This is a genomic window from Komagataeibacter xylinus (assembly GCF_009834365.1).
Lineage (GTDB): Bacteria > Pseudomonadota > Alphaproteobacteria > Acetobacterales > Acetobacteraceae > Komagataeibacter > Komagataeibacter xylinus_D.
Map to the genome: position 1 here is coordinate 1,881,719 of NZ_CP041348.1, position 25,712 is coordinate 1,907,430.

At 58.4% G+C, this 25,712-nt stretch carries 20 protein-coding genes; 12 read left to right on the top strand and 8 right to left on the bottom strand.

What is annotated here, in order from left to right; translation table 11 throughout:
- Positions 1–38: 38 nt before the first annotated feature.
- From FMA36_RS08990 to FMA36_RS09005, 4 genes are all read right to left on the bottom strand, one after another.
- The gene (locus FMA36_RS08990; protein ID WP_159262051.1) at positions 39–941 is read right to left on the bottom strand and encodes an ABC transporter substrate-binding protein; all 903 of its coding nucleotides are present in this window, start codon (positions 939–941) and stop codon (positions 39–41) included.
- A gap of 56 nt (positions 942–997) precedes the next feature.
- The gene (locus FMA36_RS08995) at positions 998–1,765 is read right to left on the bottom strand and encodes an amino acid ABC transporter ATP-binding protein (protein ID WP_240906311.1); all 768 of its coding nucleotides are present in this window, start codon (positions 1,763–1,765) and stop codon (positions 998–1,000) included.
- 68 nt (positions 1,766–1,833) lie between these two features.
- Positions 1,834–3,198, bottom strand: coding sequence for a dihydroorotase (locus FMA36_RS09000; RefSeq protein ID WP_206065063.1), 1,365 nt, complete (start codon positions 3,196–3,198; stop codon positions 1,834–1,836).
- Positions 3,195–4,319 carry a M14 family metallopeptidase gene (locus tag FMA36_RS09005; protein WP_159262052.1) on the bottom strand — a complete coding sequence of 375 codons (1,125 nt, stop codon included), beginning with the start codon at positions 4,317–4,319 and terminating at the stop codon, positions 3,195–3,197. The genes FMA36_RS09000 and FMA36_RS09005 overlap by 4 nt, the downstream gene beginning before the upstream one ends.
- A gap of 416 nt (positions 4,320–4,735) precedes the next feature.
- On the opposite strand from FMA36_RS09005, the gene FMA36_RS09010 reads away from it, so the two are divergent.
- The 8 genes from FMA36_RS09010 (at position 4,736) to FMA36_RS09045 (ending at position 15,657) form a co-directional block, all read left to right on the top strand.
- The gene (locus FMA36_RS09010; protein WP_159262053.1) at positions 4,736–7,165 is read left to right on the top strand and encodes a TonB-dependent receptor plug domain-containing protein; all 2,430 of its coding nucleotides are present in this window, start codon (positions 4,736–4,738) and stop codon (positions 7,163–7,165) included.
- A gap of 69 nt (positions 7,166–7,234) precedes the next feature.
- Positions 7,235–7,600, top strand: a complete 366-nt coding sequence (locus FMA36_RS09015) for an ectoine synthase (RefSeq protein ID WP_159262054.1) — start codon at positions 7,235–7,237, stop codon at positions 7,598–7,600.
- 84 nt (positions 7,601–7,684) lie between these two features.
- Positions 7,685–8,656: a dihydrodipicolinate synthase family protein gene (locus tag FMA36_RS09020; RefSeq protein ID WP_240906312.1), complete on the top strand. Its 972-nt coding sequence runs from the start codon at positions 7,685–7,687 to the stop codon at positions 8,654–8,656.
- Between the two features lie 57 nt (positions 8,657–8,713).
- The gene (locus tag FMA36_RS09025) at positions 8,714–9,505 is read left to right on the top strand and encodes an SDR family oxidoreductase (protein ID WP_159262056.1); all 792 of its coding nucleotides are present in this window, start codon (positions 8,714–8,716) and stop codon (positions 9,503–9,505) included.
- 88 nt (positions 9,506–9,593) lie between these two features.
- Positions 9,594–11,150, top strand: coding sequence for an FAD-dependent oxidoreductase (locus FMA36_RS09030; protein ID WP_159262057.1), 1,557 nt, complete (start codon positions 9,594–9,596; stop codon positions 11,148–11,150).
- A gap of 135 nt (positions 11,151–11,285) precedes the next feature.
- Positions 11,286–12,167 carry a tripartite tricarboxylate transporter substrate-binding protein gene (locus tag FMA36_RS09035; protein WP_159262058.1) on the top strand — a complete coding sequence of 294 codons (882 nt, stop codon included), beginning with the start codon at positions 11,286–11,288 and terminating at the stop codon, positions 12,165–12,167.
- A gap of 149 nt (positions 12,168–12,316) precedes the next feature.
- Positions 12,317–14,491: a GMC family oxidoreductase gene (locus tag FMA36_RS09040; protein ID WP_159262059.1), complete on the top strand. Its 2,175-nt coding sequence runs from the start codon at positions 12,317–12,319 to the stop codon at positions 14,489–14,491.
- Entirely contained in the window at positions 14,488–15,657 is a 1,170-nt protein-coding gene (locus FMA36_RS09045; RefSeq protein WP_159262060.1) for an NAD(P)/FAD-dependent oxidoreductase, read from the top strand. The genes FMA36_RS09040 and FMA36_RS09045 overlap by 4 nt, the downstream gene beginning before the upstream one ends.
- A 305-nt stretch (positions 15,658–15,962) precedes the next feature.
- Here the strand turns inward: FMA36_RS09045 and FMA36_RS09050 are convergent, their stop codons facing one another.
- Positions 15,963–16,622: an aspartate/glutamate racemase family protein gene (locus FMA36_RS09050; protein WP_159262061.1), complete on the bottom strand. Its 660-nt coding sequence runs from the start codon at positions 16,620–16,622 to the stop codon at positions 15,963–15,965.
- Between the two features lie 271 nt (positions 16,623–16,893).
- On the opposite strand from FMA36_RS09050, the gene FMA36_RS09055 reads away from it, so the two are divergent.
- From FMA36_RS09055 to FMA36_RS09065, 4 genes are all read left to right on the top strand, one after another.
- On the top strand, positions 16,894–18,192 hold the full coding sequence (locus FMA36_RS09055) for an NAD(P)/FAD-dependent oxidoreductase (RefSeq protein ID WP_159262062.1): 1,299 nt from the start codon (positions 16,894–16,896) through the stop codon (positions 18,190–18,192).
- Positions 18,193–18,348: 156 nt separating this feature from the next.
- A complete protein-coding gene (locus FMA36_RS09060) occupies positions 18,349–19,056 on the top strand; it encodes a GntR family transcriptional regulator (RefSeq protein WP_159262063.1) in 708 nt (235 codons plus the stop codon).
- A gap of 72 nt (positions 19,057–19,128) precedes the next feature.
- Positions 19,129–19,263 carry a transposase gene (locus FMA36_RS19190; protein WP_167518025.1) on the top strand — a complete coding sequence of 45 codons (135 nt, stop codon included), beginning with the start codon at positions 19,129–19,131 and terminating at the stop codon, positions 19,261–19,263.
- An 801-nt stretch (positions 19,264–20,064) separates the two neighbouring features.
- Positions 20,065–21,294 (top strand): pyridoxal-phosphate-dependent aminotransferase family protein, encoded by a 1,230-nt coding sequence (locus tag FMA36_RS09065; protein WP_159260305.1) that lies wholly within the window; start codon positions 20,065–20,067, stop codon positions 21,292–21,294.
- Between the two features lie 84 nt (positions 21,295–21,378).
- Here the strand turns inward: FMA36_RS09065 and FMA36_RS09070 are convergent, their stop codons facing one another.
- From FMA36_RS09070 to FMA36_RS09080, 3 genes are read right to left on the bottom strand one after another with little or no spacing between them, the layout of a single operon-like run.
- Positions 21,379–22,101 carry an amino acid ABC transporter ATP-binding protein gene (locus FMA36_RS09070; protein ID WP_159262064.1) on the bottom strand — a complete coding sequence of 241 codons (723 nt, stop codon included), beginning with the start codon at positions 22,099–22,101 and terminating at the stop codon, positions 21,379–21,381.
- Positions 22,098–24,971 carry an FAD-dependent oxidoreductase gene (locus FMA36_RS09075; protein WP_159262065.1) on the bottom strand — a complete coding sequence of 958 codons (2,874 nt, stop codon included), beginning with the start codon at positions 24,969–24,971 and terminating at the stop codon, positions 22,098–22,100. Before FMA36_RS09075 ends, FMA36_RS09070 begins: the two co-directional genes overlap by 4 nt.
- Positions 24,968–25,690: an amino acid ABC transporter permease gene (locus tag FMA36_RS09080; protein WP_159262066.1), complete on the bottom strand. Its 723-nt coding sequence runs from the start codon at positions 25,688–25,690 to the stop codon at positions 24,968–24,970. Before FMA36_RS09080 ends, FMA36_RS09075 begins: the two co-directional genes overlap by 4 nt.
- Between the last annotated feature and the right edge of the window lie 22 nt (positions 25,691–25,712).

The window sequence follows — 25,712 nt, forward strand, 5'->3', positions numbered from 1 at the left end:
CCGCTATTGCGAGTAACTGATGCGCGCGTGAAGTTAAATCACTGGCTTTTCTGGTTTTTGGTGGCCCCGTTCATGACCGGCGGCATGCTGAGCATTTCCGTGTGCCATTTTTTCATGATCTGGTCATAGGTGCCGTCCTGCTGGATCTGTTGCAGTGCGGCCAGCCAGCTCTGGGCAAGCTTGGTATTGTCCGGTTTCATGATGGCGCCAATCATAAGATTGGGAATGCCCACATCAAGAACCTTGATCGGACGACGGGATGCCTGGCGTATTTCTTCTACGGCTCCTCCATCATCAAGCACAAAATCCACCCGTCCCGATCCGAGGGCCAGAAGCACGGCGGCCGTGGAATTGAATTGTGACGCCGCAATGGGAGAACGCCCCTGGGCTACGCAGCGCTGGGAAATATCCGCCACCGAGGCGCTGAAATCAGTGCCAATCTGGGTCGCGGCTTTCATGCCGCACAGGGAAAGCGGGTCCCTGGAAATGGTCTGATTGGATTCCAGGGCAAAGATCAGCGTGCTGGCGTAGCCGTAATCGACAAACAGGACCTGCTTTTCACGCTCTGCGGAATCAGAAATGCACTGCATGGCGATATCGAAGCGCTGGCTCTGTATGCTTGGAATCAGCCCATCAAAATCAATGGAAACGGGCTTGATGGTAACACCAAGCCGTTTTCCAATTTCATTCCATAGGTCCGGTTCAAAACCGATCATCTCACCATGTGGGCCACCAAAATATTCACATGGCGGATGATGGGCATCCGTGGCCAGCATAATGACTTTTGACTGCTTGATGCTGTCGGGCAGGAGGGCATGCAGGTCGGATGAAGCAGGAGATGTGTCCTGTGCCATGCCCGGCAACGCAGATGCCGCGAGCATTGAAACCGTCATGCAGAATATTTGACCGGCGCGGAGCCACGGTGCGGATCGTGCGTTCATGTTGGATATTCTCCGACGCCGGATAACCGGCAGGATACGAAGGTGAGATGTAGATATTATACTGAATTCAGGAACATGCAGGTACGGGGCTGGGTGCTCTGGCTGAATATGTATTCAGGAGACCCCTGATCAACGATTGTTCCATCTTCCATCAGCACAACCTTGTCGGCAATTTTTTGTGTAAATGACATTTCATGTGTCACAACAATCATCGTCAGGTTCTGCATCCGCAGTTTTTCAATAATTTCAACCACGCCCCGCACCAGTTCAGGATCCAGCGCGCTGGTTGGTTCATCGAGCAAAAGCAGCCGTGGTTGCATCGCCAGGGCGCGCGCAATGGCTATGCGCTGCTGCTGGCCACCGGACAGTTCCCGTGGAAAAGCCGTACTACGCTGTGCCAGGCCGACCTGTTCCAGCAGGCCCATGGCAAGATCGACGGCTTCCGCGCGCTGCATTTTCTTTACGACCAGAGGGGCCTCGATCAGGTTTTCCAGCACGGTTTTATGAGAAAACAGATTGAATTTCTGGAAAACCATTCCGATATGCGAACGCTGCGCCGAGAGCTGCCGGTCTGGCAGGGCATGGGCGCGCCCGGTATTGTCCACGCGCTCGCCAATACGCTCGCCAAACACTTCTATGCTTCCATGCTGGTATGTTTCCAGCTGGTTTATACAGCGCAGGAATGTTGACTTCCCGGCCCCTGATGGACCGATAAGCGCATGGACCTCCCCTTCCATCACATCCAGTGAAATGCCTTTGAGAATTTCTGTTTTGCCGTGATGTTTGCGTAGGTTGGAGGCACGCATCGCAGGAACTGTCATCATGACCTCACGGAAGCGGTTTCATTATCTAGTATTCCATTTTCCGTAGCGGGTATAGGAATGTTTCACATTTACAACATTTTTGGGATATATGTTCCCGTGCCCGGCTTTGCGGTGATGTTATCTCCATCCCAGACCCTTGTGCCGCGGACATATGTTGCGGCGATGGAGACGGCGAATGTCTCGCCATGATAGGGGCTCCAGTTGAGGTCATCATGGGTTTTGGCCTCATCGAAGCGCACGGGGCCTTTTTTGAGGATGACGATATCGGCATCGGCTCCGGGTGCGATCTGGCCCTTGCGTGGCCAGATGCCGAAGAACCGTGCGGGGCGTTCGCACAGATACTCGACCAGCGCGCGCACGGGCGTTTCGACCTGGCCCTGCAGGTCGGTGTAGAAGGAGGGGACGAGGGTTTCGAGGCCGGGAATGCCGGCGCCGGCATCGAAGATGGAGTCCGTCAGCTTGCGCGACAGGGGCCAGCTGGAATGGTCTGACGAGATGAAGGCGATGCGGTCTTTTCTGAACTCGTTCCACATGGTCTCGCGCATGTGGGTGCGGATGGGCGGGCTGACCTTGATGCGCGCGCCGAGGCGCTGCATGTCCTGGGCGGGTTCGAAATGCAGGTAATGACAGCAGACTTCCGCCGTGGCCTGCGCGCCCATGTCACGGTAATGGGCCACGAGGTCGAGCACGGCCTTGCAGGAGGCATGGACGATATGGACATGGGCCCCCGTATCGGCGCCGAGAGCCAGGAAGGCGGCCGTTGCGGCGATCTCGGCGGCGATGGGGCGGCTGGGATCGTGCCACTCGGGCGTTGTCAGCCCCCGCGCCTTGAGGGAGGCGATGGTCGCCTCGACGATTTCCTGATCCTCGTTATGCAGGCCGACCGGCAGGTTGATGGCCTTTGCCTCGCGCAGGATCTCGAGCATGTCGCTTGCGGGCAGGCGGGGAAAGCGGACGGGATCACTCTGGAAGCTGGAGATCTTGAAGGCCACGACGCCGGCCTCGGCAAGGGGGCGCATGTCGGCGGTGCCCTGTCCGGGCAGGACGGTGCCGTAAAGGGCGATGTCGCAATACGACACCTGCTCGATCGCCTCTTTCTTGGCGTTGAACTTTTCAAGGTTGTTGAGGGGGGCGGGATTGTCGTAGGGCATGTCCACCAGCGTGGTGATGCCCCCCGCGCAGGCGGAGCGCGTTGTGGATTCAATGCCCGGCAGGCCGCCATAGCTGGTGGCGTGGGTCTGGCCATCGACCGCGCCGGGAATGACATAGTCCCCCGTTGCGTCATGGCAGTCCCGGGCCGGGGGAGCCTCCCCCGTGCCGACGGCGACGACCGTGTCGCCGGTGATGGCGATCCAGCCATCATGAAGGATGCGGTCGCTCAGGACGATATCGCCCCGGATGACCAGATCATGGGATGTGGCTTGCATCTTCATACCTCGCTTTCCTGCGCCAGACCGCAGAGCGCCTGCTGAATGACCTGCCGCCCACGCGCAATAACCAGCTCTTTCCAGTCCAGCGTGTCAGGGTAATAGAACTTGCGGAGGGCTGCCTTGACCGTCTGGCACTCGCTGCTGTTCCAGTCCATCGGGTAATAGGCGTGATATACGTGTTCGGCCCGCAGGGCGCGCGCACCGATATCAGGCACATAGGTGCCGAATTCGAGGGCGACGAATGTCAGGCTGTCGTTCCCGATGCAACGGTCCCACGCATATTGTGTCAGGCCTGCAATGGGCAGCGAGAATGATTTGCCCAGAAGCGGTTCACCCAGGCTGTCTCCATACCATTTCCGGCATCGTGCCTGCCCTGGCGTGCCGGGTTTGTGGCCACAGATCGGCTCCCCGGAACCATAGGGGCCAAGGCCGGTATGGAAATCAATCAGACCGACGGAGCGGCGTTCTGAAAGGCGAAAGTCCTGGCAGATCTTTCCGATGGTCTGCATGGACCATGTTGGTGCGGTGCCACCATAAAAGATACCTTCCGGATGGTCGTACTGCCCGGAGCTGCGTGCAGTCTCGAAGGCGGTTTCACCATGTGCCGCGCGCCATTCCTGCAGTTTTTCGTCCGCTGCATCGAAAGCCGCGTCATCAAGCGTCTGCGGGACCAGCTCGGAAGCCAGCAGGCTGTAACCTTCATTGGTGGGAAGGGGCGTTGTATCAAAATCAATACTGTTACGATTCAGGTCCACGCCTTCTTCAGTGGTCCTGCGCAACCATGCAAATCCATATGGATTGATCGCGTGTACCAACATAAGGGCTGTATTGCGCGGAATGGTGTAGTCGGCGCGGCGCGCGATCCAGTCCAGCTGCGCGCCGGAACCGCAGAAACCCTCAACACCATGGGTTGCGGATACAATGACAAGTACATTTTCAGCATCGTCAGGACCAAACCAGGCGACATCTGTCGCAAGGTCTTCCCCGCCGGGCCCCTTGTTGGGGTTGGCATAGGTTGTAACGGCTGCACCTGCATCGGCGGCACGCTGGAGGAAGCGTCTGCGAGCGGTACCATAATCAGGGGAAAAGCAGTCGGAAACATTCACGCTCAGGCCAGGAATCATTCGCTACTCTCCGTAAGGTATCTGGAACTGGTGCCCAAATTCATTTCGAGATCGTATAAGAATATCAGTGAGAATAGCAATAAGAATATCAAAAGAATTCCAAACAAAAAAAACGTTTAAAAACAGATTGGTATGCAAAGCTTAGCGTAATTTTTTCTTTTTTTGAAAAAAGAAAACGATAAATTCATATTGAATTTTTCGGCCTCGGTCGGGTCAATATAAAAACAGAATCGAAACAAAAATTCGTTGACTCCGGCCTGACTTGATGTAGTGTATTTACTGATACATCACGTAAAACACCAGTGGACGTATCAAGGCCAGGTGTCGTGGTATCCTCCAGGTGATGGCCGCCTAACCGCAACAATCCGGCTAAAGTGAGAATTGATATGGTTTGGAAGAGGTATCTTATAGGATCGGTGTCTCTCGTATCCCTGTGTTCCATTATCGACAGCAGCAGGGCGTGGGCGGCAGATGCTCATGTGGCAACCGCAGGACAGGTTGAAAACCCGAAGGCGGCGGTAGCGCAGCAGGGGGCCGCACGTCGTACCACGCTTGCGCACGGAAAAGGCGCATCGGGCGGCGAAGACGAACAGATTATCGTTACGGGCACGCGCGATCCGCACCAGACGGCCCGGCACAGCATGAGCCCGGTCACGATTGTAAGCGGTGCGCAGCTGCGTGCCACGGGGCAGTCCGACCTGCGTGACGCCCTGACATTGATCGCACCCTCCATTACGCGCCCGGACATGGCGGGTGGTAATGCCAATCTGGTTGATGCGCTGAGCCTGCGCAGCCTGTCGGCGGACCAGACACTTGTGCTGGTCAATGGCAAGCGGCGGCACACGACTGCAATCGTGGCGGATTACATGGGGCCGCAGACTGGCACGACCCCGGTTGACGTGGACATGATTCCGCTCAGCTCGATCGACCATGTCGAAGTGCTGCAGGACGGCGCTGCCGCACTGTATGGTTCTGACGCCATTGCCGGTGTGATCAACATTATTCTAAAAACGTCATCCTCTGGCATCACGGCGCAGGCCATCAATGGCGGGTATGAGGAAGGTGACGGCTTTACTACCGGTGAAACCCTGAATATGGGCTTCAAGCTGGGAAAGAAGGGCTTCTTCAACCTTGGCATGGAAGTAAAGCACCAGGCACATACGGTCCGTGTCGGTATAGATGATCGTGTGGGAACGTATGCCAATAAATTTGTCGGCAATCCCAATTCCACGCGTGAAACCATTTCATACAATGCCGGCTATGACATAACGCCCCGTATCCAGCTTTATTCGTTTGCTACATACGGGCACCGTTATGGGCAGTCGTTCCAGAACTACCGTACGCCTTCTGTGCTGCCCCAGGTCTACCCGGAAGGCTTCTCGCCGCAGATTACGCTTAACTCAAATGATTTCCAGGTTGCTGCCGGTATCAAGGGGCATGATTTCTGGGGTTGGGGCTGGGATCTCAGCACGACCTATGGCGCGGAATATGACAGTATCGGCATGATCAGTTCGGCTAACGTCGACCTGTATAACGATACGCACAGCACGCCCCAGAACTTTCACATGATGTCCTTCAGTGACTCGCAGTGGACATCGGGGCTGGACGTCCATCGCTCCTTCGCGGTTCCTGTTCTGGCGGGGCCGGTGAATTTTGCCATGGGCGCGCAGTACCGTTACGAGACCTATAATGTCGGTGCAGGTGAGCCTGCGTCCTATTACGGCGCTGGTGCGGAATCGGAAGATGGCCTGTCGCAGCTGAGCGTTGCCCATGCCGGGCGTGACGTGACCGCCGGGTATGTCGATGCTTCCACCTACCTGCTGAAGAACTGGCAGATCGATTTTGCCGGTCGCGTCGAGCACTATACTGACTCGGGCAATACCGAGACAGGAAAAGTCTCGACCCGGTATGACTTTAACAAGTATTTTGCGCTGCGTGGTGCGATCAGCAACGGGTTCCGTGCTCCCAACCTGGCCGAACAGCATTATACCAGCCTTGGCGTGCTGCCGACTGGTGCGCAGGGTATTCTGGCGGTCAACACGGTGGCTGCGCAGATGTTGGGGGCGAAGGCTCTCAAGCCTGAACGCTCAACCAATTTCAGTGCAGGCTTCCTGCTCAATCCGGTAAAAAATCTGCATATCAGCGTCGATGCTTATCAGATTGCCATCAAGAACCGTATTGTGCTTGGCGGCAACTATAATGGCGCCACAGCCGAAAACGCGCTCAAGGCGCAGGGCATCCAGTTGTCGGACAACGTGATTCCGGCTGATGTCAGCGCGCAGTATTTCTCGAATGCTGCCAATACCCGCACGCGCGGCGTTGACATAACGGCGCAGTACCGCACCAATGTTGGCCGCTATGGCTACATTACGTGGGATGCATCGTTCAACATGCAGAACACTGACGTAACGCACGTCAACAGTGACGAAAATGGCAACTTGCTGCTGAACCGGCAGGGTATGGCCTATCTTTCCACCTATTTCCCCAAGAACAAGCTGATCTTTGGTGGCCACTGGTATAATGGCCGGTTTGACCTTGCCATCCATGAACTGCGCTATGGTTCCACCACATCGCAGTTGCAGTACACATCTGGCCCGCTGGCCTATTCGAACACGCAGTTCCTTGAATTCGTGAATACACCCAAATTCGCGACGAATATCCAGATCGGATACAAGGTGACGCCGCAGCTCCGCCTGGCGCTGGGTGCCAACAATATTTTCAACAAATACCCCCGCGAAATTCCCACGGATACACGTTATCTCGGTGTTTACAAGTATGATTACACATCCGAACAGATTGGCGTGAATGGTGGATTTTACTATATGCAGGCCAATCTGGCGATGTAATATGGTGACGTAACTCGTTCGAAACGATTACAGTTTTTACGGTCTCAATAGCAAAAAAAGGATAGCACTATGGGCGACAAGATCATGTGGAGCCGACAGGAAGATGTTGAACGGGTATGGGTGCATGAGGGGCGTGAATTCAGCCATCGGCTGATTACAAAACAGCATCAGGGTTCCTCTTTTTCGTTCCACATCACCACATATATGCCCTTTTTTGACACGATTGTTGAAGGTGATGGCGAACATGAGGTGGTTCTGTACTGCCTGCATGGCTGGTCAAAGCAGAAGGATCTGTCCGACGGGCGCGAGCGCATGTTCAAGCCGGGCGATGCGATCTACCTACCCGTCAATTACCGGTATCATCACGTCATTGGCGATGCCGGGCTGATTGTCGCAGTTTCATGCACGCCTTCTCGGGCACCGCTGGAGGTCTGATAGTACTGTCGGCCCGGGCGTCGGCAGTAGTGTGATATGGCCGGACCGGTAAAACATGGAATTCAGACTGGGAAGAAAAATATCGTGGCTAAATTGTTGACCGGTCAGGAGCAGGGCGTATTTGCCATTTCCGTTACGCCAATGGAAAATGATGGCAGTATCTGCGAAGACAACATTCCTGCTCTTGTCAATTTCTATATTGATGCAGGGGTGTCCGGTATTACCATTCTGGGGATGATGGGAGAGGCACAGAAGCTTCTGCCAGAAGAATCCCGCCTGATGATCGACCGCGTCCTGAGCGCGGTTGATGGTCGGGTGCCGGTTGTGGTGGGCGTGAGTGCAGCGGGTTTTGCGCCGCTGCATGCGCTTGCGGTCTATGCCATGCAGGCCGGTGCGGCAGGGGTAATGGTCGCGCCGCCATCAACGCTGAAGCATGATGCGGCAGTCTATGACTATTATCGCGCTGTTGCTGATCTCCTCGGGCCCGACATTCCCATCGTGGTGCAGGACTTTCCCCTGTCGACGGGTGTGGAAATTCCGGTCAGCGTGCTCGGGCGCCTGATTGCGGACTGTCCGTCGATCGTCATGCTCAAGCATGAAGCCTGGCCTGGCCTGACAAAGCTGCAGGCCACCCGCCAGCTCGAACATGATGGCGGGCGGCATATCTCGATCCTTACAGGCAATGGCGGTCTCTTCCTGCCACAGGAAATGGCGCGCGGGGCTGATGGCGCCATGACCGGCTTCGCCTACCCCGAAATGCTGGTCGGTGTGGTTGAAAATGCATCAGCAGGTCGGCGGGAAGCGGCTGAAGCCCTGTTTGATGCCTTTCTTCCCCTTGTCCGCTACGAACAGCAACCCGGGGTGGGGCTGTCCGTGCGTAAGGAAGTTCTGTTTCGTCGTGGCGTGCTGAAAACACCTGCCCTGCGGCGCCCCTTCTATCGTCTGAACAAGGCCGACCATGCCGATCTCGATGGCATGATCGTGCAGTTGCGCCACAGGCTGCCAGCCATTGATGCTGCCATTGCGGCACGGGTTTTCTCCTCCGCATCGGCCTGACAGCCGGGTATGGGGCGCAGACCAGACATGTTTTGATCGGAAAAGGAAGAAAGTACAGTGGATTTGGGTCTTAAGGGCAAACGCGCCCTTGTGCTGGGAGCCTCACAGGGGCTGGGGCGTGCCATTGCCACCGAACTGGCGCAGGAGGGGGCTGATGTTGCGCTGATGGCACGGCGAGAGGATGTGCTGCAGCAGGTCAAGACGGAACTCGATGCCCTTTCCGGTGGCGGGCGCATCATGGTGGCGCAGGCTGACCTGGCAGATGAAGCATCTGTAAAAACAGCGTATCAGGCCGTGCAGGGCAGCTTTGGCGGGGTGGATATTCTGGTGCTGGTCAGCGGTGGTCCGCCCCCGGGTGGCGCGGAAGCTCCATCTAGCGAAGTGTGGCGACAGCAGTATGAACTGTTGATGCTGGCCCCCATGGCGCTGGTGAAGATGGCCCTGCCCGGCATGAAGGCAAACCATTGGGGGCGGATCATAACGGTTGCCTCTTCCGGTATTGTCCAGCCCATTCCCCGGCTGTCCATTTCCAACACATTGCGCAGTGGTTTTGTCGCATGGAGCAAGACGCTGGCCAGTGATGTCGCGGCCGATGGCATTACGGCAAACGTCATCGTGCCGGGGCGTATCGCGACCGATCGCGTTGCACAACTGGATCAGGGCAATGCCACGCGCTCCGGTATCACCGTGGATGAGGTGAAGGCGCAGTCCCGGGCGAAGATTCCGATGGGGCGGTATGGCGAACCGCGTGAATTCGCAGCCATGGCGGCTTTTCTGGTGAGTGAGCGCGCATCCTATGTCACCGGGTCAATCGTGCGGGTTGATGGGGGACTGATTACGGCGATATGACCCCAATATCGTCAAGCACAGCGCTCACACCCGGCAAGAAACAGCAGTAAGTAGTACAATAGAAAAGAAGTACCGAAGGAATGGTGTCGTGACGAATCCTTTTGTTGAACATTGCGAAGATCGCTCCGGTCTTCTGCCTCCACCATTTCCTGATCCGCATCCCGATGCGCAGTTGCGGTTAAAAGCCCTTTCGGCGCGGGTCAGGCATGACCTGGAAATCATGGTGTACCCCAAGGATGAATGGGTTATCCCGCGCACGCGCCCAGATGGTGAGCATGTCTATGACGTGGTGATCGTGGGCGGTGGGCAGTGCGGCCTTACAACCGCCTTCGCTCTCCGGCGTGAACGGGTTGGCAATGTGCTGGTGCTGGACCAGGCCCCCAAGGGCAAGGAAGGCCCGTGGGTCACGTATTCCCGCATGTGGACCCTGCGTTCGCCCAAGCATCTGACCGGGCCGGATCTTGGTATTCCCTCGCTTGCCCCCCGTAGCTGGTTTGAAGCCGTGTACGGTGAGGAAGGCTGGGAGATGCTGGACAAATGGCCGCGCCATGTCTGGCAGCATTACCTGGACTGGTACCGTGAAGTGCTGGATCTGCCGGTGTGGAATGATGCCTGTGTGACCAAATTCGATCTGGACGGGGCGCAGGTTGCGGTCACGCTGGCCGATGGCCGTCGCGTTTTTGCGCGCAAGGTCGTGCTGGCAACCGGGCTGGAAGGCATGGGCGGCTGGTATGTGCCCCCCATTGTCAAATCCCTGCCCAAATCTCGCTGGACGTTGTGCACGGATGATGTGGACAGCCTGGAATGGCGCGGCCAGAGAGTTGCCCTGCTTGGGGCCGGTGCTACAGGATGGGACCGCGCGGCCGACCTGCTGGAACTTGGTGCGAAGGCCGTTACGATCTACATGCGGCGCAAGCATGTCCTGAGTTCCAACCCGTTCCGTTATCTGGAAAAGGCGGGTTACCTGCGGCACTTCCAGTCCATGTCGGATGAAGACAAGTGGCGCTGGATTACCGAGGTGCTGAAGTTCGGCCAGCCGCCCACCCAGGATGGCGTTGACCGTTGCGCGGCTTTCCCGAATTTTGTTCTGCACCCCGGTGCGACATGGGCGGCGGTCAAGGACACGCCCAACGGGGTTGAGGTGACTGGCAGCGACGGATCGGTGGAAACATTCGATCACCTGTTTATCGGCTGTGGCTTCTCGATTGATGCGCATAACCGTGAGGAACTGCGCCCGTTTGCCGATAATATCCTGACATGGGAAGATGTCCTCCCGCCGGAGGCCTCCCAAAAGGATCCCTGGCTGAAGACCTATCCGTATCTGAGTTCTGATCTCAGATTCCAGGAAAAGACACCAGGCAAGACGCCGATCCTGAAGGATATTTTCTGCTTCAATTACGGCACTCTTGTCTCGAACGCACATTCTGGTGCATCCCTGTCGGGCATTCTGTACGGTATTGGCCCGCTGATCCACGGCATTACTTATGCATTGTGGGTTGAGGATGAACCTACGCATTATGCCGCCACCCAGAACTGGACGGAAATCGACACCGATCCGGCCGTGCTGGCAAACCGGATGTGGAAACCGTCCGTAGCCGCAGGCATGGCTGATGCGGATGCCGGGGCAAGCACGCGCAAGCCATAATGGATGACTGGCGGGGGCATATGGTGCCCCCGCCAGACATGACCGCCCATGCAGGCCGGATGAAATGGCCGGAGGGCGGAAGAAAAAATGGAAAGAACAGGACCAGTAACCGGCCCTGCTTCAGGAAGTAATATCATGACAGACAAAGATGTGCAGTTCGTGGTCCATGGGCCACCGGGCAGCGCTCCACCTGTTCTGGCGCAGGCATTCATGAAGGCTGTCGCCCAGTCCGGTTGCGACAGCAGGCCGTGGGATATCATAGATCGGGGTAATGACCCTGGCGTGGATGCACTGGCATACCTGATGGAGCATGCGGGAGAGGACAATGTACTGTCCACCTGCACGCCGGTCTTCATCCAGGCACCGATCATTCGTGGCATGCCGGTCAGTGTGCGCGACACGACGCCGCTGGCGCGTCTTGTATCCGATACCTTTTTTCTGGTGGTGGATACCGCGCGTGGCCTTCGCTCCATAGAGGATGTGGTTGCGACCATGCGCGGCCGCAAAACCCGTTCTGCCGGTTATTTCCTGGGCGGGATCAACCACCTTCTGGCGCTTGCGCTGACGCAGGCCGTGGGGGCGGAACTCGATTTTACCGTGGTGCCGGATGAGCCGACCGTATGGCGCAATCTGGTCGCCGGCCGGATTGACTGGGGCTGTGGCGTCATCGCGGAAATCCAGCCTTATCTTGAATCGGGCGAACTGACCGTTATCGGTGCGTTCTCGCCCGAGCGTTCGCCGCGCATGCCTGATGTTCCCACCTTCTCCGAGGCGGGACTGCCCGTAACCTTCAGCATGTGGCGTGGCATTGTCGGCCCGCCTGGCCTGAGCGCAGAACAGTGTGCGCGCTGGGACACGATCATCCGCAGCGCGATCGGTACCCCGGCATGGCAGGCCTATCTTGAAGATAACGGGCAGGCCGATGCATTCCTGCCATCAGAACAGTTCCGTCATTTCCTGCAACAGGAATGGGACTGGTATGACCATCACCTGAAACTGGCAGGCGTGGTTAAATAGAAATTATGCAGCGCAAGACGGTGTTCCTGCGCATCCGGTACAATAACGGATCACAATTGTAATTGTGGCGCTGCGCCCGGGTGAGATACGGGGTGGGTAAAGGAAAATAAGCAATGACGAGTGCAGGAGACGCTGTATCTTCACCGCGTATGGCACGGTTTCTGAACAGTCTGGCAGATATTATTTTTCCCCCTGGCAAGGATACGCCCGGTGGGGGTGATATCGGAGCGGGAGATTATATTAACCGTGCGCTTGGCGGTGCCTATCAGGCTTACAGGCCTTTTTATGCCAGCCTTCATGCAGCATGTGATGCGGCCTGCACATCCCGGGATTTCCTGACAGCGCCCCTGGCCGAGCAGCAGTCCTGTGTTGCCATGCTGGAGGCGGGCACCCTGCCTGGTATCGACCTTGGGGAGGACAGTCCTTTCCGCATGCTGATGCGGCATATGCGCGAGGGGCTTTTCTGTGATCCGTCTTATGGCGGCAACCGGGATTTTGCGGGGTGGAAGGCCGTTGGTTTTCCTGGCGTGCGCACGTCTTATACCGCGCAGGATCAGGAACTGGACGCCATCCTGCCCTATCCGCCGCAGGGACTGCCCGAACCACAACCCACGCCATCGGTCGCGCCTACGAGCTGTGCCAGTTTCAATCAGGTGCCGCGGGCTGGTTCTGCCGAATATGTCATTGTTGGCAGTGGCCCGGCGGGTCTGCTCGTCGCTCACGCGCTGGTCATGGCGGGGCATCATGTCACCATGCTGGAAGCCGGACCGGACCGGAGCGGACGCGAGCATGTCATGGATGAACTGGCCGGCACGTCAGCGCGTAACATGGGCGGAATGGCGAAATTCAACCACGAAATCCCAGCCTGGCGGCGCCATCCGGGCATGACTGCACAACGCAGCGCATTCTACCAGCATCTTGAAACGGCCTTTGGCGGAAATGCGATCGCGTGGGGTGGCATCACCATGCGGTTCTACGAAAACGATTTCCGCATGCGGAGCCTGATTACCGAAAAATACGGGGCCGGACGCATACCCGCTGATTCCACCCTGATGGACTGGCCACTCAGCTATCGCGATCTGGAACCGCATTATGACGTGGTCGAGAGCCTGCTCGGCGTTGCGGGCCCGCAGGAAAATGACAACCCGTTTGCAGCACCCGGCCGCCGCCCGTATGACATGCCACCCTTGCGGACCAGTGGCCTGGGCAAACTGTTTGCCCGGAGCGCAAAAGGGCTGGGGTATCATCCCTTTGCACTGCCGGCTGCCATTGCAACGCAGGACAGGCCCGGCCGCGGGGCGTGCACCTATTGCAGTTTCTGTTCGCGTTTCGGCTGTCATGTCGAGGCCAAGGCCTCCGTGCAGAATACGCTGCTGCGTGAAAGCATGGAGACCGGGCGCCTGCGTATCATGACGGATACGCGGGTCCGTGCCATCCAGACCGATGACAGCGGCCGCGCGGTTGGTGTCCGGTATGTCGGGCGGGAGGGGGACGCGCAGTTTCTTGAAGCCGGCACGGTCGTGCTTGCGGCCTATACGTTTGAAAACGTACGCCTCATGCTGAACTCACGCAGCCATCGGCATGAGCGGGGTGTGGGCAATGCAACCGGGCAGGTGGGGGCGCATTACATCACGCGCCAGCAACCCGCAGTCTATGCCACGTTCGATGACCATCTCCTCAATCGCTTTACCGGCCCGACCGCGCAGGCCATGGCGATTGCCGACCTGTCGGGCGACCATTTCGATCATGCCGGCATGGATTTCATCGGTGGGGGGCGGATTGCGGCCTTCAACCAGTACCTGCCGATCGAGGCATCGGGCATCGTGCCGCCAGACATACCGGCATGGGGCGCGGGCTGGCGGGATTTTGTCACCCATGCTTTCAACCGTACCGCCATGCTGTTCATCGACCCGGAAATCCTGCCTTATGCCCATAACCGTATTGACCTGGATCCCGACCGTGCCGATCGGTATGGCGACCCGCTGGCACGCATCACGTTCGACATAGGCGACAATGACCGCAACCTGATCCGCTTCCTGCAGGAGCGGGCAGAAGCCATTGCCTACGGCATGGGGGCATCACGCGTATGGAAACGCGACGCGCTGACCGGCCCGATCAGTACGCATGACGTAGGTGGCACACGCATGGGCGTGGATGCCCAGTCCTCGGTCGTCGATAGCGTGGGGCGCGTGCATGACACGCCCGGTCTTGTCGTGGTGGGAGGATCGACTTTCGTGTCGCTGCCATCCGTCAACCCCAGCCTGACCCTGCTCGCCCTTGCCCGCCGCACGGCAGATGCATTGCTGGGGAAAGTCCCGTCATGATGTACGATACGATTGTTATCGGGGCCGGAATCATTGGTGCATCGGTTGGCTATCACGTTGCCCGCGCGGGCGGGAGGGTCGCCATCATTGATCCCGGCATGGGCCCCGTTCAACCGACAGCAAGCTGGGCGAGCGCGGGTGGCCTGCGGGCGCAGGGGCGCAGCCCGGCGGAAGCGGCAATCGCCCATGCCGCGCAGCAGCGCTGGCAGGTGCTGGAGGATGAGCTGGAAGCGGATATGGAAGTCCGGTTTGGCGGCCATCTGCACATTGCAGAAAATGCGGTTCAGGCTGAACGTATCCGCAAGCGCGTCAGTGAGGCACAGGATGCTGGGATTGAAGCACGGCTTCTTGCCGAGGCGGAAATACACGATATCGCGCCGGGCCTGGCCAGGGCAGCCCGACTGGCATGCTTTACGCCACAGGATGGGCAGGCCAGCCCGATCCTTGCTGCACGGGCCTTTCTGGCAGCGGCCGTTCGGCTTGGTGCGACCCTTGTGCCGCAAAAGTGTGCCTCAATCCCTGTAGAGCAGGGCCGTGTCAGCCGTATCGTGCTGGGTGATGGAACATCCCTGTCTGCAAGGACCGTTGTCGTGTGTACGGGGGCATGGAGCATCAGCATGCTCGATGCGCTTGGGCTCCGTTTTCCGTTACGCTGGCGGGTCTTGCAGATGATGACCACCGAGGCCCAGCCCGGTGTGACACTGGCGCCGACCGTAACCGGGGAGGGGCGTAATCTGTCCCTTAAACAGATGCCGGACGGGAATTACATGATTGGTGGGCGCTGGTTTGGCAATAGCCCCGACGGTCTTCTGTCCGCCTGTCCCGATGAGCGGCACCTTGCATGCCAGTTACAGACGGCGCGCGAAGTATTCCCGGCAATGCGGCACGCACCCGTGCAACGGACATGGGCTGGCTGTGAAGCGCAGACCATTGATTCACTGCCTCTTATTGGTCACTCCGCATTGGCCGGGCTTTACCTTTCCGTTGGTTTTTCCAACCATGGTTTCCAGATCGCGCCCGAAATCGGGCGGCTGGTCGCGCAGGATATAACAGACGCATCGCCTGATGCCCTGCATCCCTTTGCACCAGATCGGTTTGAACGACAGGTCTCGGCCAGCAGGGTGGAGGCATTCATTACTGAAACCACCCGACTTGCCCTTCACTGAGTGGCAAGGGATTTTACGGGTATGGGCACCAGTGGCCTGCGTAGGCCGGGATGCCCGTAATCCCTGACCGGCCTGCGGCCGTCATCCGTCAGACAGGTGCCGGAGGGAGGCTGGTGTCAGAGGAAGATATGCTCAGGGCCGCCACTGTCCTCTACTTCTCGTAAAGACAATGTCCCATCAAGTCCCGGGACTGAACATCTGGCAGGTAGCCAGAGACCATTTCCGGCCCGACATGTAAGGATGTGGCGTTGGTGCGAACAGGCCCGGTGGCTGGAGCCTGTTCGCACCCACGCGTGTCATGCGCCTTATTCGGGAACGTAGCCCAGCGTCAGCAGGCCGACCATGCGGGCGACCGCAGCCTGCACGGGATCAATGACAGGAATGCCCAGCTCCTTTTGCAGGGCAGGACGATAGGCACCCATACTGGCGCAGCCAAGGATAAGGGAGCGTGCGCCATCAACATCGCGCAGCGTGCGGCCTACTTCGATCAGGCGACCGATGGAACTTTCCTCATCGAGCAGTTCCTGCACACCAAGGTTGAGGGGACGGTCAGCCGCCAGAAAATCCATGAGTCCGTACTGGTGCAGCGCGCGCATGTGACGACCGATTGACCCCTGCTTGATGGCCATTATACCAAATCGTCCCCCAAGGCTCATGCCTGTCAGGAAAGCGGATTCCGCGATTCCCACAACCGGAACATCAAGTTCCTGCCGGCAGAGATACAGGCCGGGATCGGAAAAACATCCGATGACATAACCTTGCGCAGGATTGGCCTTGAAGTGGTCGCATGTGGGAATGGTGACCTCTTCCACATCCCTCTGCGTTTCAATGCCGGGGGGCGCGACCGCCAGCGTGTCGAACTGTACGCTGTATGGACCCGTTGCAGGGCACAGGGCGTAGCTTGCCGCAATCTTGTCCGTAACGGCAGTGCTGCTGTTCGGGTTCAGGACCAGGATTTTTTTCAAGGGATTCTTGCCTTTTTGATATAATTATCGAAACGATAAATTGTATACAATCCATCTGTTTCGTAGCCTGAAAGGGCGACTGATCCTCTGTGGCGCAGGAACTGAAGTTTCTCACAATTATCTGAAACGAAATGGATTATTTCGTTTTAGGCGAAGCCGGGTTGGCACACAATATTTTTGTGCTATTCTTTGTAAGATATCTATGGTGTCTTACATCCAAGAGTGGCAATGGCCGATCAGGTGTGACCCAGCCAAGAGGGAACCAGTATTGATGGTGGGGCAGGTTGAGATGTTTTCGCGGACATTATGGTCCGCCATTACCCCAGCGCACTCTCCTGTGCCGCCCCTGCATGGCGCATTGCGGGCAGATGTCACGGTTGTTGGCGGGGGATTGCTGGGGCTGTCCATCGCACTGGGCCTGGCGCGCCGTGGGGCTTCTGTCATATTGCTCGAAGGGCAGAACATTGCTTTCGGGGCTTCGGGGCGCAATACCGGCTTTGTGGTGCCGGGCCTGAAGGGCAGCCTGAGTGTGGATGCAGTACGTGCGCTGGTTGGTCCCGAAAAAGGGGATGCACTTCTGACCCTGATCGGGCAGGGCGGTAATTATGTGTTCGATCTGATCAAGACGCTGGGCATAGAATGCTCGGCTGAACAGCGGGGCTGCCTGCAGCCTGTTCCCATGTCGGGTGACATGGCCCAGATCGAAAAAATGGTGAAGTGGAACCAGGCCGCCGGCATCGAGTCCGAAATACTGGATGAGCGCCAGATTACGCAGGTCAGTGGCATAAAGGGCTATCGTGGCGCGCTGCTGCTGCCAACAGGGGGGCAGATCAATCCGCTGGCCTATGCGCTCGGGTTGAATGATGCCATCGTCCGCCATGGTGGCCGCGTCTATCTGGGTCATGCCCGCAGGCTGAAACGATATGGCAGGACATGGTGTGTGGAAGTCAGTGGCGGTGCGTCCGTCCAGTCCGATCAGGTCATTGTCGCAACAAATGCCCTGACGGGTGACCTCCTGCCAAAGGTCGCGCGCAGTATCATTCCCGTATGGGCCTATCAGGTGGCGACACAGCGCATGGATGCCGGGGTCCGTGAAAGGATACTGCCGGGACACCAGACCTTTGTTGACCTGCGGCTGCATCCTTTCGCCGTAAGATGGAGTCCCGACGGTCGGTTGATTACCGGGGGCGCGGCCAAGATACATGATCCCGGCGCAGTGGACCGGATGGCAAAGGCGTTCCTGCGGCGGCTGGCCCGGTTTATTCCTGATCTTCCGCCCCTGCAGGCGGAATATGCATGGAATGGCCGTATTGCGGTAACCAATGACTTCATGCCACGTTTGTGGAATGTGGATACCGGTCTTTACGCTCCCATTGGCTGCAATGGCCGTGGCGTTGCCCTGACTTCCGTATTTGGCAGGGCGATCAGTGATTATCTTGTCAGCCGGGATGAAAAGGACTTACCTTTGCCCATAACCCAACCAAAGCCTTATCCCCTGCACGGTGTCGTGAGGCATGCGCCTTCGGCATGGTTGGCGCAGGCCCAGCTTAGGGATTGGATTGGCGGGTGAGCACAAATCAGGTATATATGGGCTGCAACGCTGACAATGGTAACGTGCCGCGACAGTGTGGTTAGATTGTTGGTGGATGGGAAAATGGCAGACGTAAGTTTTCATCCACTCTTTTTGGTATGCCGTTAAACAGACGGATAAACAAGTAGGTTCATTATGGCAACCAAGCCTCGCCGTGTAGCGCAGTCCCTTACGAATAAGATTTACTTATTGCTAAGGAACGAAATTCTTTCCTGCCGGATCAGGCCAGGAGCCGAATTGTCGGAGGGAACGCTTGCCGAGCGGTACAACACCAGCAAGACCCCCGTGCGTGAAGCGCTGTCGAAGTTGCGGGCGGAAGGGCTGGTCCAGAGCTTTCCACGGCGTGGATATCAGGTCGCGCATGTGACTTTTCAGGACATGAATGAGCTCTTCGAAGTCCGTAACATGCTTGAAGGGCGTGCAGCGGAACTGGCCAGCCAGAACATATCTGAAGGCGATGCAAAAAAACTCGAAGAACTGGCCAACATTCTTTACGATTCCTCCGAGCATGTGAGTGTCGAAAACTTTGTTCAGGCAAACAGGTCTTTCCATGAAGGCATAGCCCGCGCATCTGGTAACAATCGCCTGTTCCATATGGTGATACAGGTTCTTGATGAACTGCAGCGCTTTTTTGTCATTGGTGCGCAGAACCGCGACATCAGTGATGAGACCAAGGACCTTCATATCCAGATCGTGGATGCGCTCAAGGCCCATGATCCCGTGGAGGCCAGAAGGATTATGATCCTGCACAATACAATCACGCAACGTGGTCTGTTGAGTGCGCTGACCGAAAGCCAGAACAGTTCAATCCATTTCATGCCCGTGCTTGATCCTGTTGGTTAGAGCCTTGCGGGAGGTTCATGCAACTGAATGCCTCCTGCATTTCTGAACGTCATGACTCCACAGGAGGCGTTGATGGAGCAGATCGATTTCAGTGGTGGGTTCAGGCGAGGTATGGTGGCGCTGATCACCGGACAGGGATATCCGGTAGCGGAAGTTTCGTTGCAGTTCGGGATTGGCAATTTGCGCAGATGGTATCGGGCGCTGTGACACGGATGCCGATATCCGGCAGTATCTTGAAAAAGCCATCGCGTATTTCGCCAGGCATGCAAAGTGAGATACACTTTTATTGCCGAGCACTGCGATCGGTTCGAAGTTCAGGCGATGTGCCGAGCCTGACTGAAAGAGATGTTGACCTGACAGGCCTGCGAAGACGCCTGATAAACCAGGTTGATCTGTCATGCACGGAACAGCAGCGGCAAAGTCATGGCTAACGCAAGTTACGCGATGATCTGCTCGATCAGGATGAGACCTGCTGCCCAACCCGCGTGGCGTGGCTGACAGAACTGGCGGGTATCAAGGCACAGATTGGCTCCCTGATGTCGAGGCAGCCGAGACAAGGCATGGGTCAAAGACATTTCCTATATCCGCAGGGCTTTTTCTCATCGCTCAAGCGCATCCTGCGCCAGACAGGATGTTTTTGATTATATCGAAATATTGTACAGAAGCACATGCTGAATGCTCAAGGCGTCTGGAAAACCAGGGGCTGTCCAATTCGGTAGCGTAGGCTGCAAACGCCTCAGAGTGCATGTGCTTTCAGTATTCTAACGCAAAAATCACATGTTTTTTGCTCATATGATTACAGTCATCCCTTAAACTGGATTAGGTTTATCAAATAAGCGTGTTCTGTATACAGAACATGCGTTTTGTGATGACTTGCGTCTGTTTTAAGATAAAAATTTGTCAGTTCTTAAATAAATAATCGAACATATATCATTGATTGTTTTTATATCAGATTATATTTAACAAACTATACTTTCTATCAGAGTATTTTTGTGAGGTGTGTTTCAGATGACCCAGACCTTTTTCGGCCAGATCAACCCACCTGCCCGGCTGCTCATGGGGCCGGGGCCGGTCAACGCGCACCCGCGCGTGCTGCGCGCCATGGCGGCCGACATGCTGGGCCAGTTCGACCCCGAGATGACCGACTACATGAACCAGACGATGGAACTCTACCGTCAGGTGTTCATGACCAACAACCGCTGGACCCTGCTGGTTGATGGCACGGCGCGGGCCGGGATCGAGGCGGCGCTGGTCTCGCTGGTCGAGCCGGGCATGAAGCTGCTGATCGTGCGCGCGGGGCGTTTTGGCCTGCTTCTCTCCGAGATCGCGCAGCGCATCGGCGCCGATATCGTGACGCTGGACCTGCCCTGGGGCGAGGTCGCGAGCCTTGAACAGATCGAGGATGCCATCGTGACCCATCGCCCGCACGTGCTGGCGTGCATTCATGGCGATACGTCCACCACCATGGCCCAGCCGCTCGATGGGGTAGGCGCGCTGTGCCGCAGGTATGACGTGCTGTCCTATGTCGATACCACGGCCACCCTGGGCGGCATGGAAGTGGCCACCGACCGCTGGGGCGTGGATGTGGTGAGTTCGGGCCTGCAGAAATGCATGGGTGGCCCGCCGGGTTCCGCGCCCATCACCATCTCAGACCGCGCGGCCGAGCACATTTTCGCCCGCCGCCATGTCGAGGCCGGCATCCGGGGCAGCGACACGACCGATGGCACGCGCGTGCGCATTCCGTCGAACTATTTCGATCTGGCCATGGTCATGGATTACTGGTCCGAAAAGCGCCTGAACCATCACACCGAGGCCACCACCATGCTCTACGGCGCGCGTGAAGCTGCCCGCGTGGCGCTTGAGGAAGGGCTGCAGGCCCGCTTCGCGCGCCATGCAGCAGCATCGCGCGCGGTCTGCGCCGGGCTGCGCGCCATGGGGCTGGAACTGTTTGGCGGCGATGAACACCGCATGACCAACGTGACCGGCGTGTACATTCCCAAAGGTATTGACGGGGAAAAGGTGCGCGCGCGCATGCGCGAGGATTTCGAGATCGAGATCGGCTCCGCCTTCGGCCCGCTGCAGGGCAAGATCTGGCGCATCGGGGCCATGGGCTACAACGCTGAAAAGCACAAGGTGCTGCTGACCATGGGCGCGCTTGAAACCGTGCTGCGCCATGAAGGCCACGGCTTTAGCGCAGGCAGCGGCGTTGATGCTGCCCTTGCCGCCTATAACGACTGATATTCTTATCTGTAAAAGTGCATCCAGGGCTGGTTGTCGGGCAGGAATGCTGGCAACCAGCCTTTTTTGATGGAACGTGGCAGCCTACAGAATGCGTTCGAGAAAGTTGCGTGCCCGATCGCTGCACTGACCCGAGAAGAAATCGGCCGAGGGCATATCATCTATGATCTCTCCCTGATCCACGAACAGGATGCGCGTGGCCACCTGGCGGGCAAATGCCATTTCATGGGTTACGCACATCATGGTCATGCCCGCCTGTGCCAGTTCTGTCATGACCGCCAGTACTTCCGCCACCATTTCCGGGTCGAGGGCAGAGGTCGGCTCATCGAACAGCATCACAACCGGGTCCATGGACAGGGCGCGGGCAATCGCCACACGCTGCTGCTGCCCGCCTGACAGGTTGACCGGGTATTTCATGGCATGGTGCGCAAGGCCCACGCGTTTGAGCAGCTTCAGGCTCCGCGCGCGCGCATCTTCCGCGCTGCGATCAAGCACGACACGCTGCGCAAGCATGATGTTTTCCAGCACGGTCATGTGGTGGAACAGTTCAAAACCCTGAAACACCATGCCCGCCCGTGCCCGCAGGCGCGGCAGGGACGTGGCAGGATCGCGCACGGGCGTGCCATCAACAAAGATCTGCCCGCTATCGAAGCCTTCCAGCGCATTGACGCATTTGATCAGCGTGGATTTGCCGGAACCGGAAGGGCCACAGACGACCACAACCTCGCCACGGCCTATATCGGCGCTGCAATTCCTGAGCACCTGAAAGGAGCCATAGGACTTGCATACGTTTTCAAATCTGATCATGGCGTCCTGTCCGCAAAGCGTGCCATCGTGAAGGGCGAAATATCGGTGGGCGTGGAACGGTTTACGATCAGGTCGGCCGTGATCCGTCCCATCATGGGGGCGAGGGTGTAGCCGTTGGCTGTAACGGCATTATAGAAATTGGGGCAGTCGGGATGTTCCCCCAATATGGGCGCGCCGTCGATATCAATATTCATCGCAGCCCATGACCTGATGATATGAAGCCGGTCAAGACCCGGCAGCAGGGAGCGCGCCACCCACAGGTTGCCTTCCAGGCTATCGCGTTGCGGGCGGGGATGGGCATGGACCGGGTCCAGCCCCGCCGTCCATCCGCCCCCGATCAGGATGGAACCATTCACGGCCTGTTTGACTGTCAGGTGACGGCTGGCATGGGCAATCAGGTTATGGAGCATGGGCGCAACCGGCTCGGTTACGATCATCTGCAGGGGCGCGCCGTGAACGGGCACATCGAGCCCCAGCAACTGCCCTATGCGCGCGGCAAAGGAGCCGGCGGCGTTGACGACCGTGCCCGTCGACCATGTTCCGGCCGTCGTTCCAACAGTATACCCGTCGCCCGTGCGGGTGATGGCACGGACATCGGCCATTGGCACGATCTGTACGCCATGCCTGCGTGCGGCTGACAGAACGGCGAGGGTGGCTGAAAGCGGGTTGATCTTGCCTTCATCGGGGCACCATGCGCCACCAAGGCATTGCGGTGTCAGGGCTGGTTCCAGCCTGCGCAGTTCATCGGCCCCTACAAGCGAGCAGTTGACGCCAATGGACTGTTCAACCGCAACCTTCTGCCGCATCCGCTCCAGGTCAGCCTCGCTCTGCGCGATCATGAGGCCGCCTGTACGTTTCATTTCTATGTCGCGGTCGAAGGAATCACGCAGGCTTTCCCATAGCGCGATCGAAGCCTTCTGTAACGGCATGGTGCGTGCCGCGGGCGAAAGCCCCTGTGTCGGTGCGCCGTAGTCAAAGGAAAGCAGTTGGGCATGCAGGCTGCCTGCATTGCCGCCCGATGCCATGGCGCCAGGGTGCCCCCGATCCAGCAGGGTGACGCGCAGGCCGGACTGCGCCAGGAACAGGGCCGTAAAGGCACCCACAACGCCTGCACCAACCACAACCGCATCAGCTGTCTGTGCGGGGGTGGCGCGTATGGCTGCAGGCCTGTCGGTTGGCAGGACGGTGCGGCGATGGCCTTTCCACTCCGGCTTTTCGCGCGCCAGGGCGGCCAGTGGCACCGGGCGCACGGGCATCTGGGGGGCAACGCACTCTTTTTCCGTTGTGATATGACCGGTCAGGCTGGCAACGCTTGCGCTGCAAAAGCGCCCCTGACACCGGCCCATGCCACAGCGCGTGGCGCGTTTGAGGGTTGCGGGGTCGGTAATGCCATCCTGTTCGATACGGGCGCGGAGCGTGCCCAGTGTAATGTTTTCGCACCGGCAGATGATCTGGTCATCAGGCAGGGTTGCGGGCGAGGGAGGCGGAGGGGCTGCATAAAGCTGCCACAGGGCCTTCTGGAAGGCGCGCGCGCGGGTGGTTTTACGCGCCCATGGCGTAGCGGATGCGACCGGGCGCCCCATCAGGCGCAATATGGCCTGGGCTGAAAGATGACCCTGGCCCCATGCGATATCGGCCCCGCCAAAGCCGCCTGCTTCACCAATGACGAATGTATCGGCCTGTGATGTCGCGCCATTACCGTCACGGCGCACCGTCAGGTGCGGCATGGGGATGGCACGGAAATCATGTATGCAGCCAAGCAGGCGCGGCAGTTCGTTGGCGGGCACGAAGCCATCGCCAATGCACACCGTATCTGTTGCGATACGGGTTTCGTTGCCCCTGGCATCGACCACAATGGCGGCCTCGACCCGGTCCTGTCCTTCAATGCGCACAAGTCGGTGTGACCACAGAACCGGTACCCTGTTGCGCCGCAGGGCCGTAATCTGGCTCAGGCCGGTCAGGGCAAGGCGCGGGTTGAGGGTTGCCAGGCGGGTCGCCTCGGCCGGACGGCGGAAAGGAGCCGCCGCCGCCTCGACCAGTGCGGCAACATGGCCGCCGCGCCGCAGGATTTCACGCGCGACCTGCAGGTTGAGGGGGCCATTGCCGGTAATCAGGATATTCTGGCCGGGCAGGGCATCATTGGCGCGCATAAGGGTCTGGCAGGCACCGGTGGTGATGACGCCGGGCAGGGTCCAGCCCGGTATGGGGGCAGGGCGTTCCTGTGCACCCGTCGCGATAACTACAAACCGGGGGCGGATATACAGCGCCTCCCCATTACGCAGGGCGCCAATGACCAGTCCGTCCTTTTCACGAAAGGCGCCCCAGATGAGTGTGTCGGTCCAGCATTGCGCGCCTGCTTCCTGCATGGCGGCCAGAGCCTGCTGGCCGCGGCGCTGCTGTTCATCACAGGGTGCGCTGCCAAGCCCATCCTGCTTGAAGAACTGGCCCCCTGCCATATGGCGTTCATCCGTTACGATAACCCGGACATCTCCCTGCGCCAGTGCGGTGGCGGCGGCGATGCCCGCAGGCCCGGCGCCGATCACCAGCACATCGCATGTCGTGGTGAGTATGGGCTCGTCAGGGCAGGCGGCCAGCGGGGCGGCCTGGGTCAGGTCCGGCCGGGCAGGCAGGCGGCGCACGTCCATGCCCTGCGTTACGGTGGTCATGCAGCCGCGCTGCGCAATGCGCCCGTCAATCTGCAGCAGGCATTCATTGCAGGCGCCAATGCCGCACAGGGGGCCACGCGGGGTGCCATCCGTCGTGATGCGATGGGTCATCTTGCCATGCTGCAGGAGGGCTGCGGTTACACTTTGCCCCGTCCGGGCCGTAACGGTCTGGCCTTCAAACAGGAAACTGATCTGCTTGCTCATGAGGTCACTGCTATATTGGCTTCGGGTTCCAGCAGGACTGGCGAGGCCGTGCGCTGGTAGGGACGATTGACGTAGTTCTCAAGGCGGCGCTGGATCATGTCCCACGCGCTTGTCATGGCCAGGTAGTATATGGCGGTGACCGTAAACAGTTCCAGCACCATGAAATGTTCCTGCACCAGCAACTGGGCGCGCCGCAGCAGTTCCTCCATGGAAATGACGGATGTGATGGAGGTTGTCTTGAGCAGTCCGTTGACCGAGTTGCCCAGGGGCGGCACGATAATGCGCAATGCCTGCGGAAAGGTGATGTACCGGGCAATCTGGCCTTCTTCCAGCCCCAGCGCGCGGGCTGCTGCAATCTGTCCCGGTGAGACGGCATCCAGCCCCGCACGGATGATTTCGGCCAGGTAGGCGGCTTCGTTCAGGCTCAGTCCGATCAGGGCGGCCGTGGTGACATCGAGCCGGATGCCGAATTTTGGCAGGCCGGTATAGATGATGATCAACTGCACCAGAAGCGGCGTGCCCCGGAACAGCCAGATATAAAAGCGCGCGGGTAGCGACAGGCCTTTATGCCGTGACCGTTTCATGACCGCCACCACGGTGCCCAGCACGAAACCGGCACAGGTGGCAAAGACTGTCAGCATCAATGTAACAAGTGCACCACGGAATATGAAACCGCTGCCCAGATACATGAAAAAGCCGTGCCAGTTCCATATCTGCATTAAAATGTTCCCTGTAGGTAAG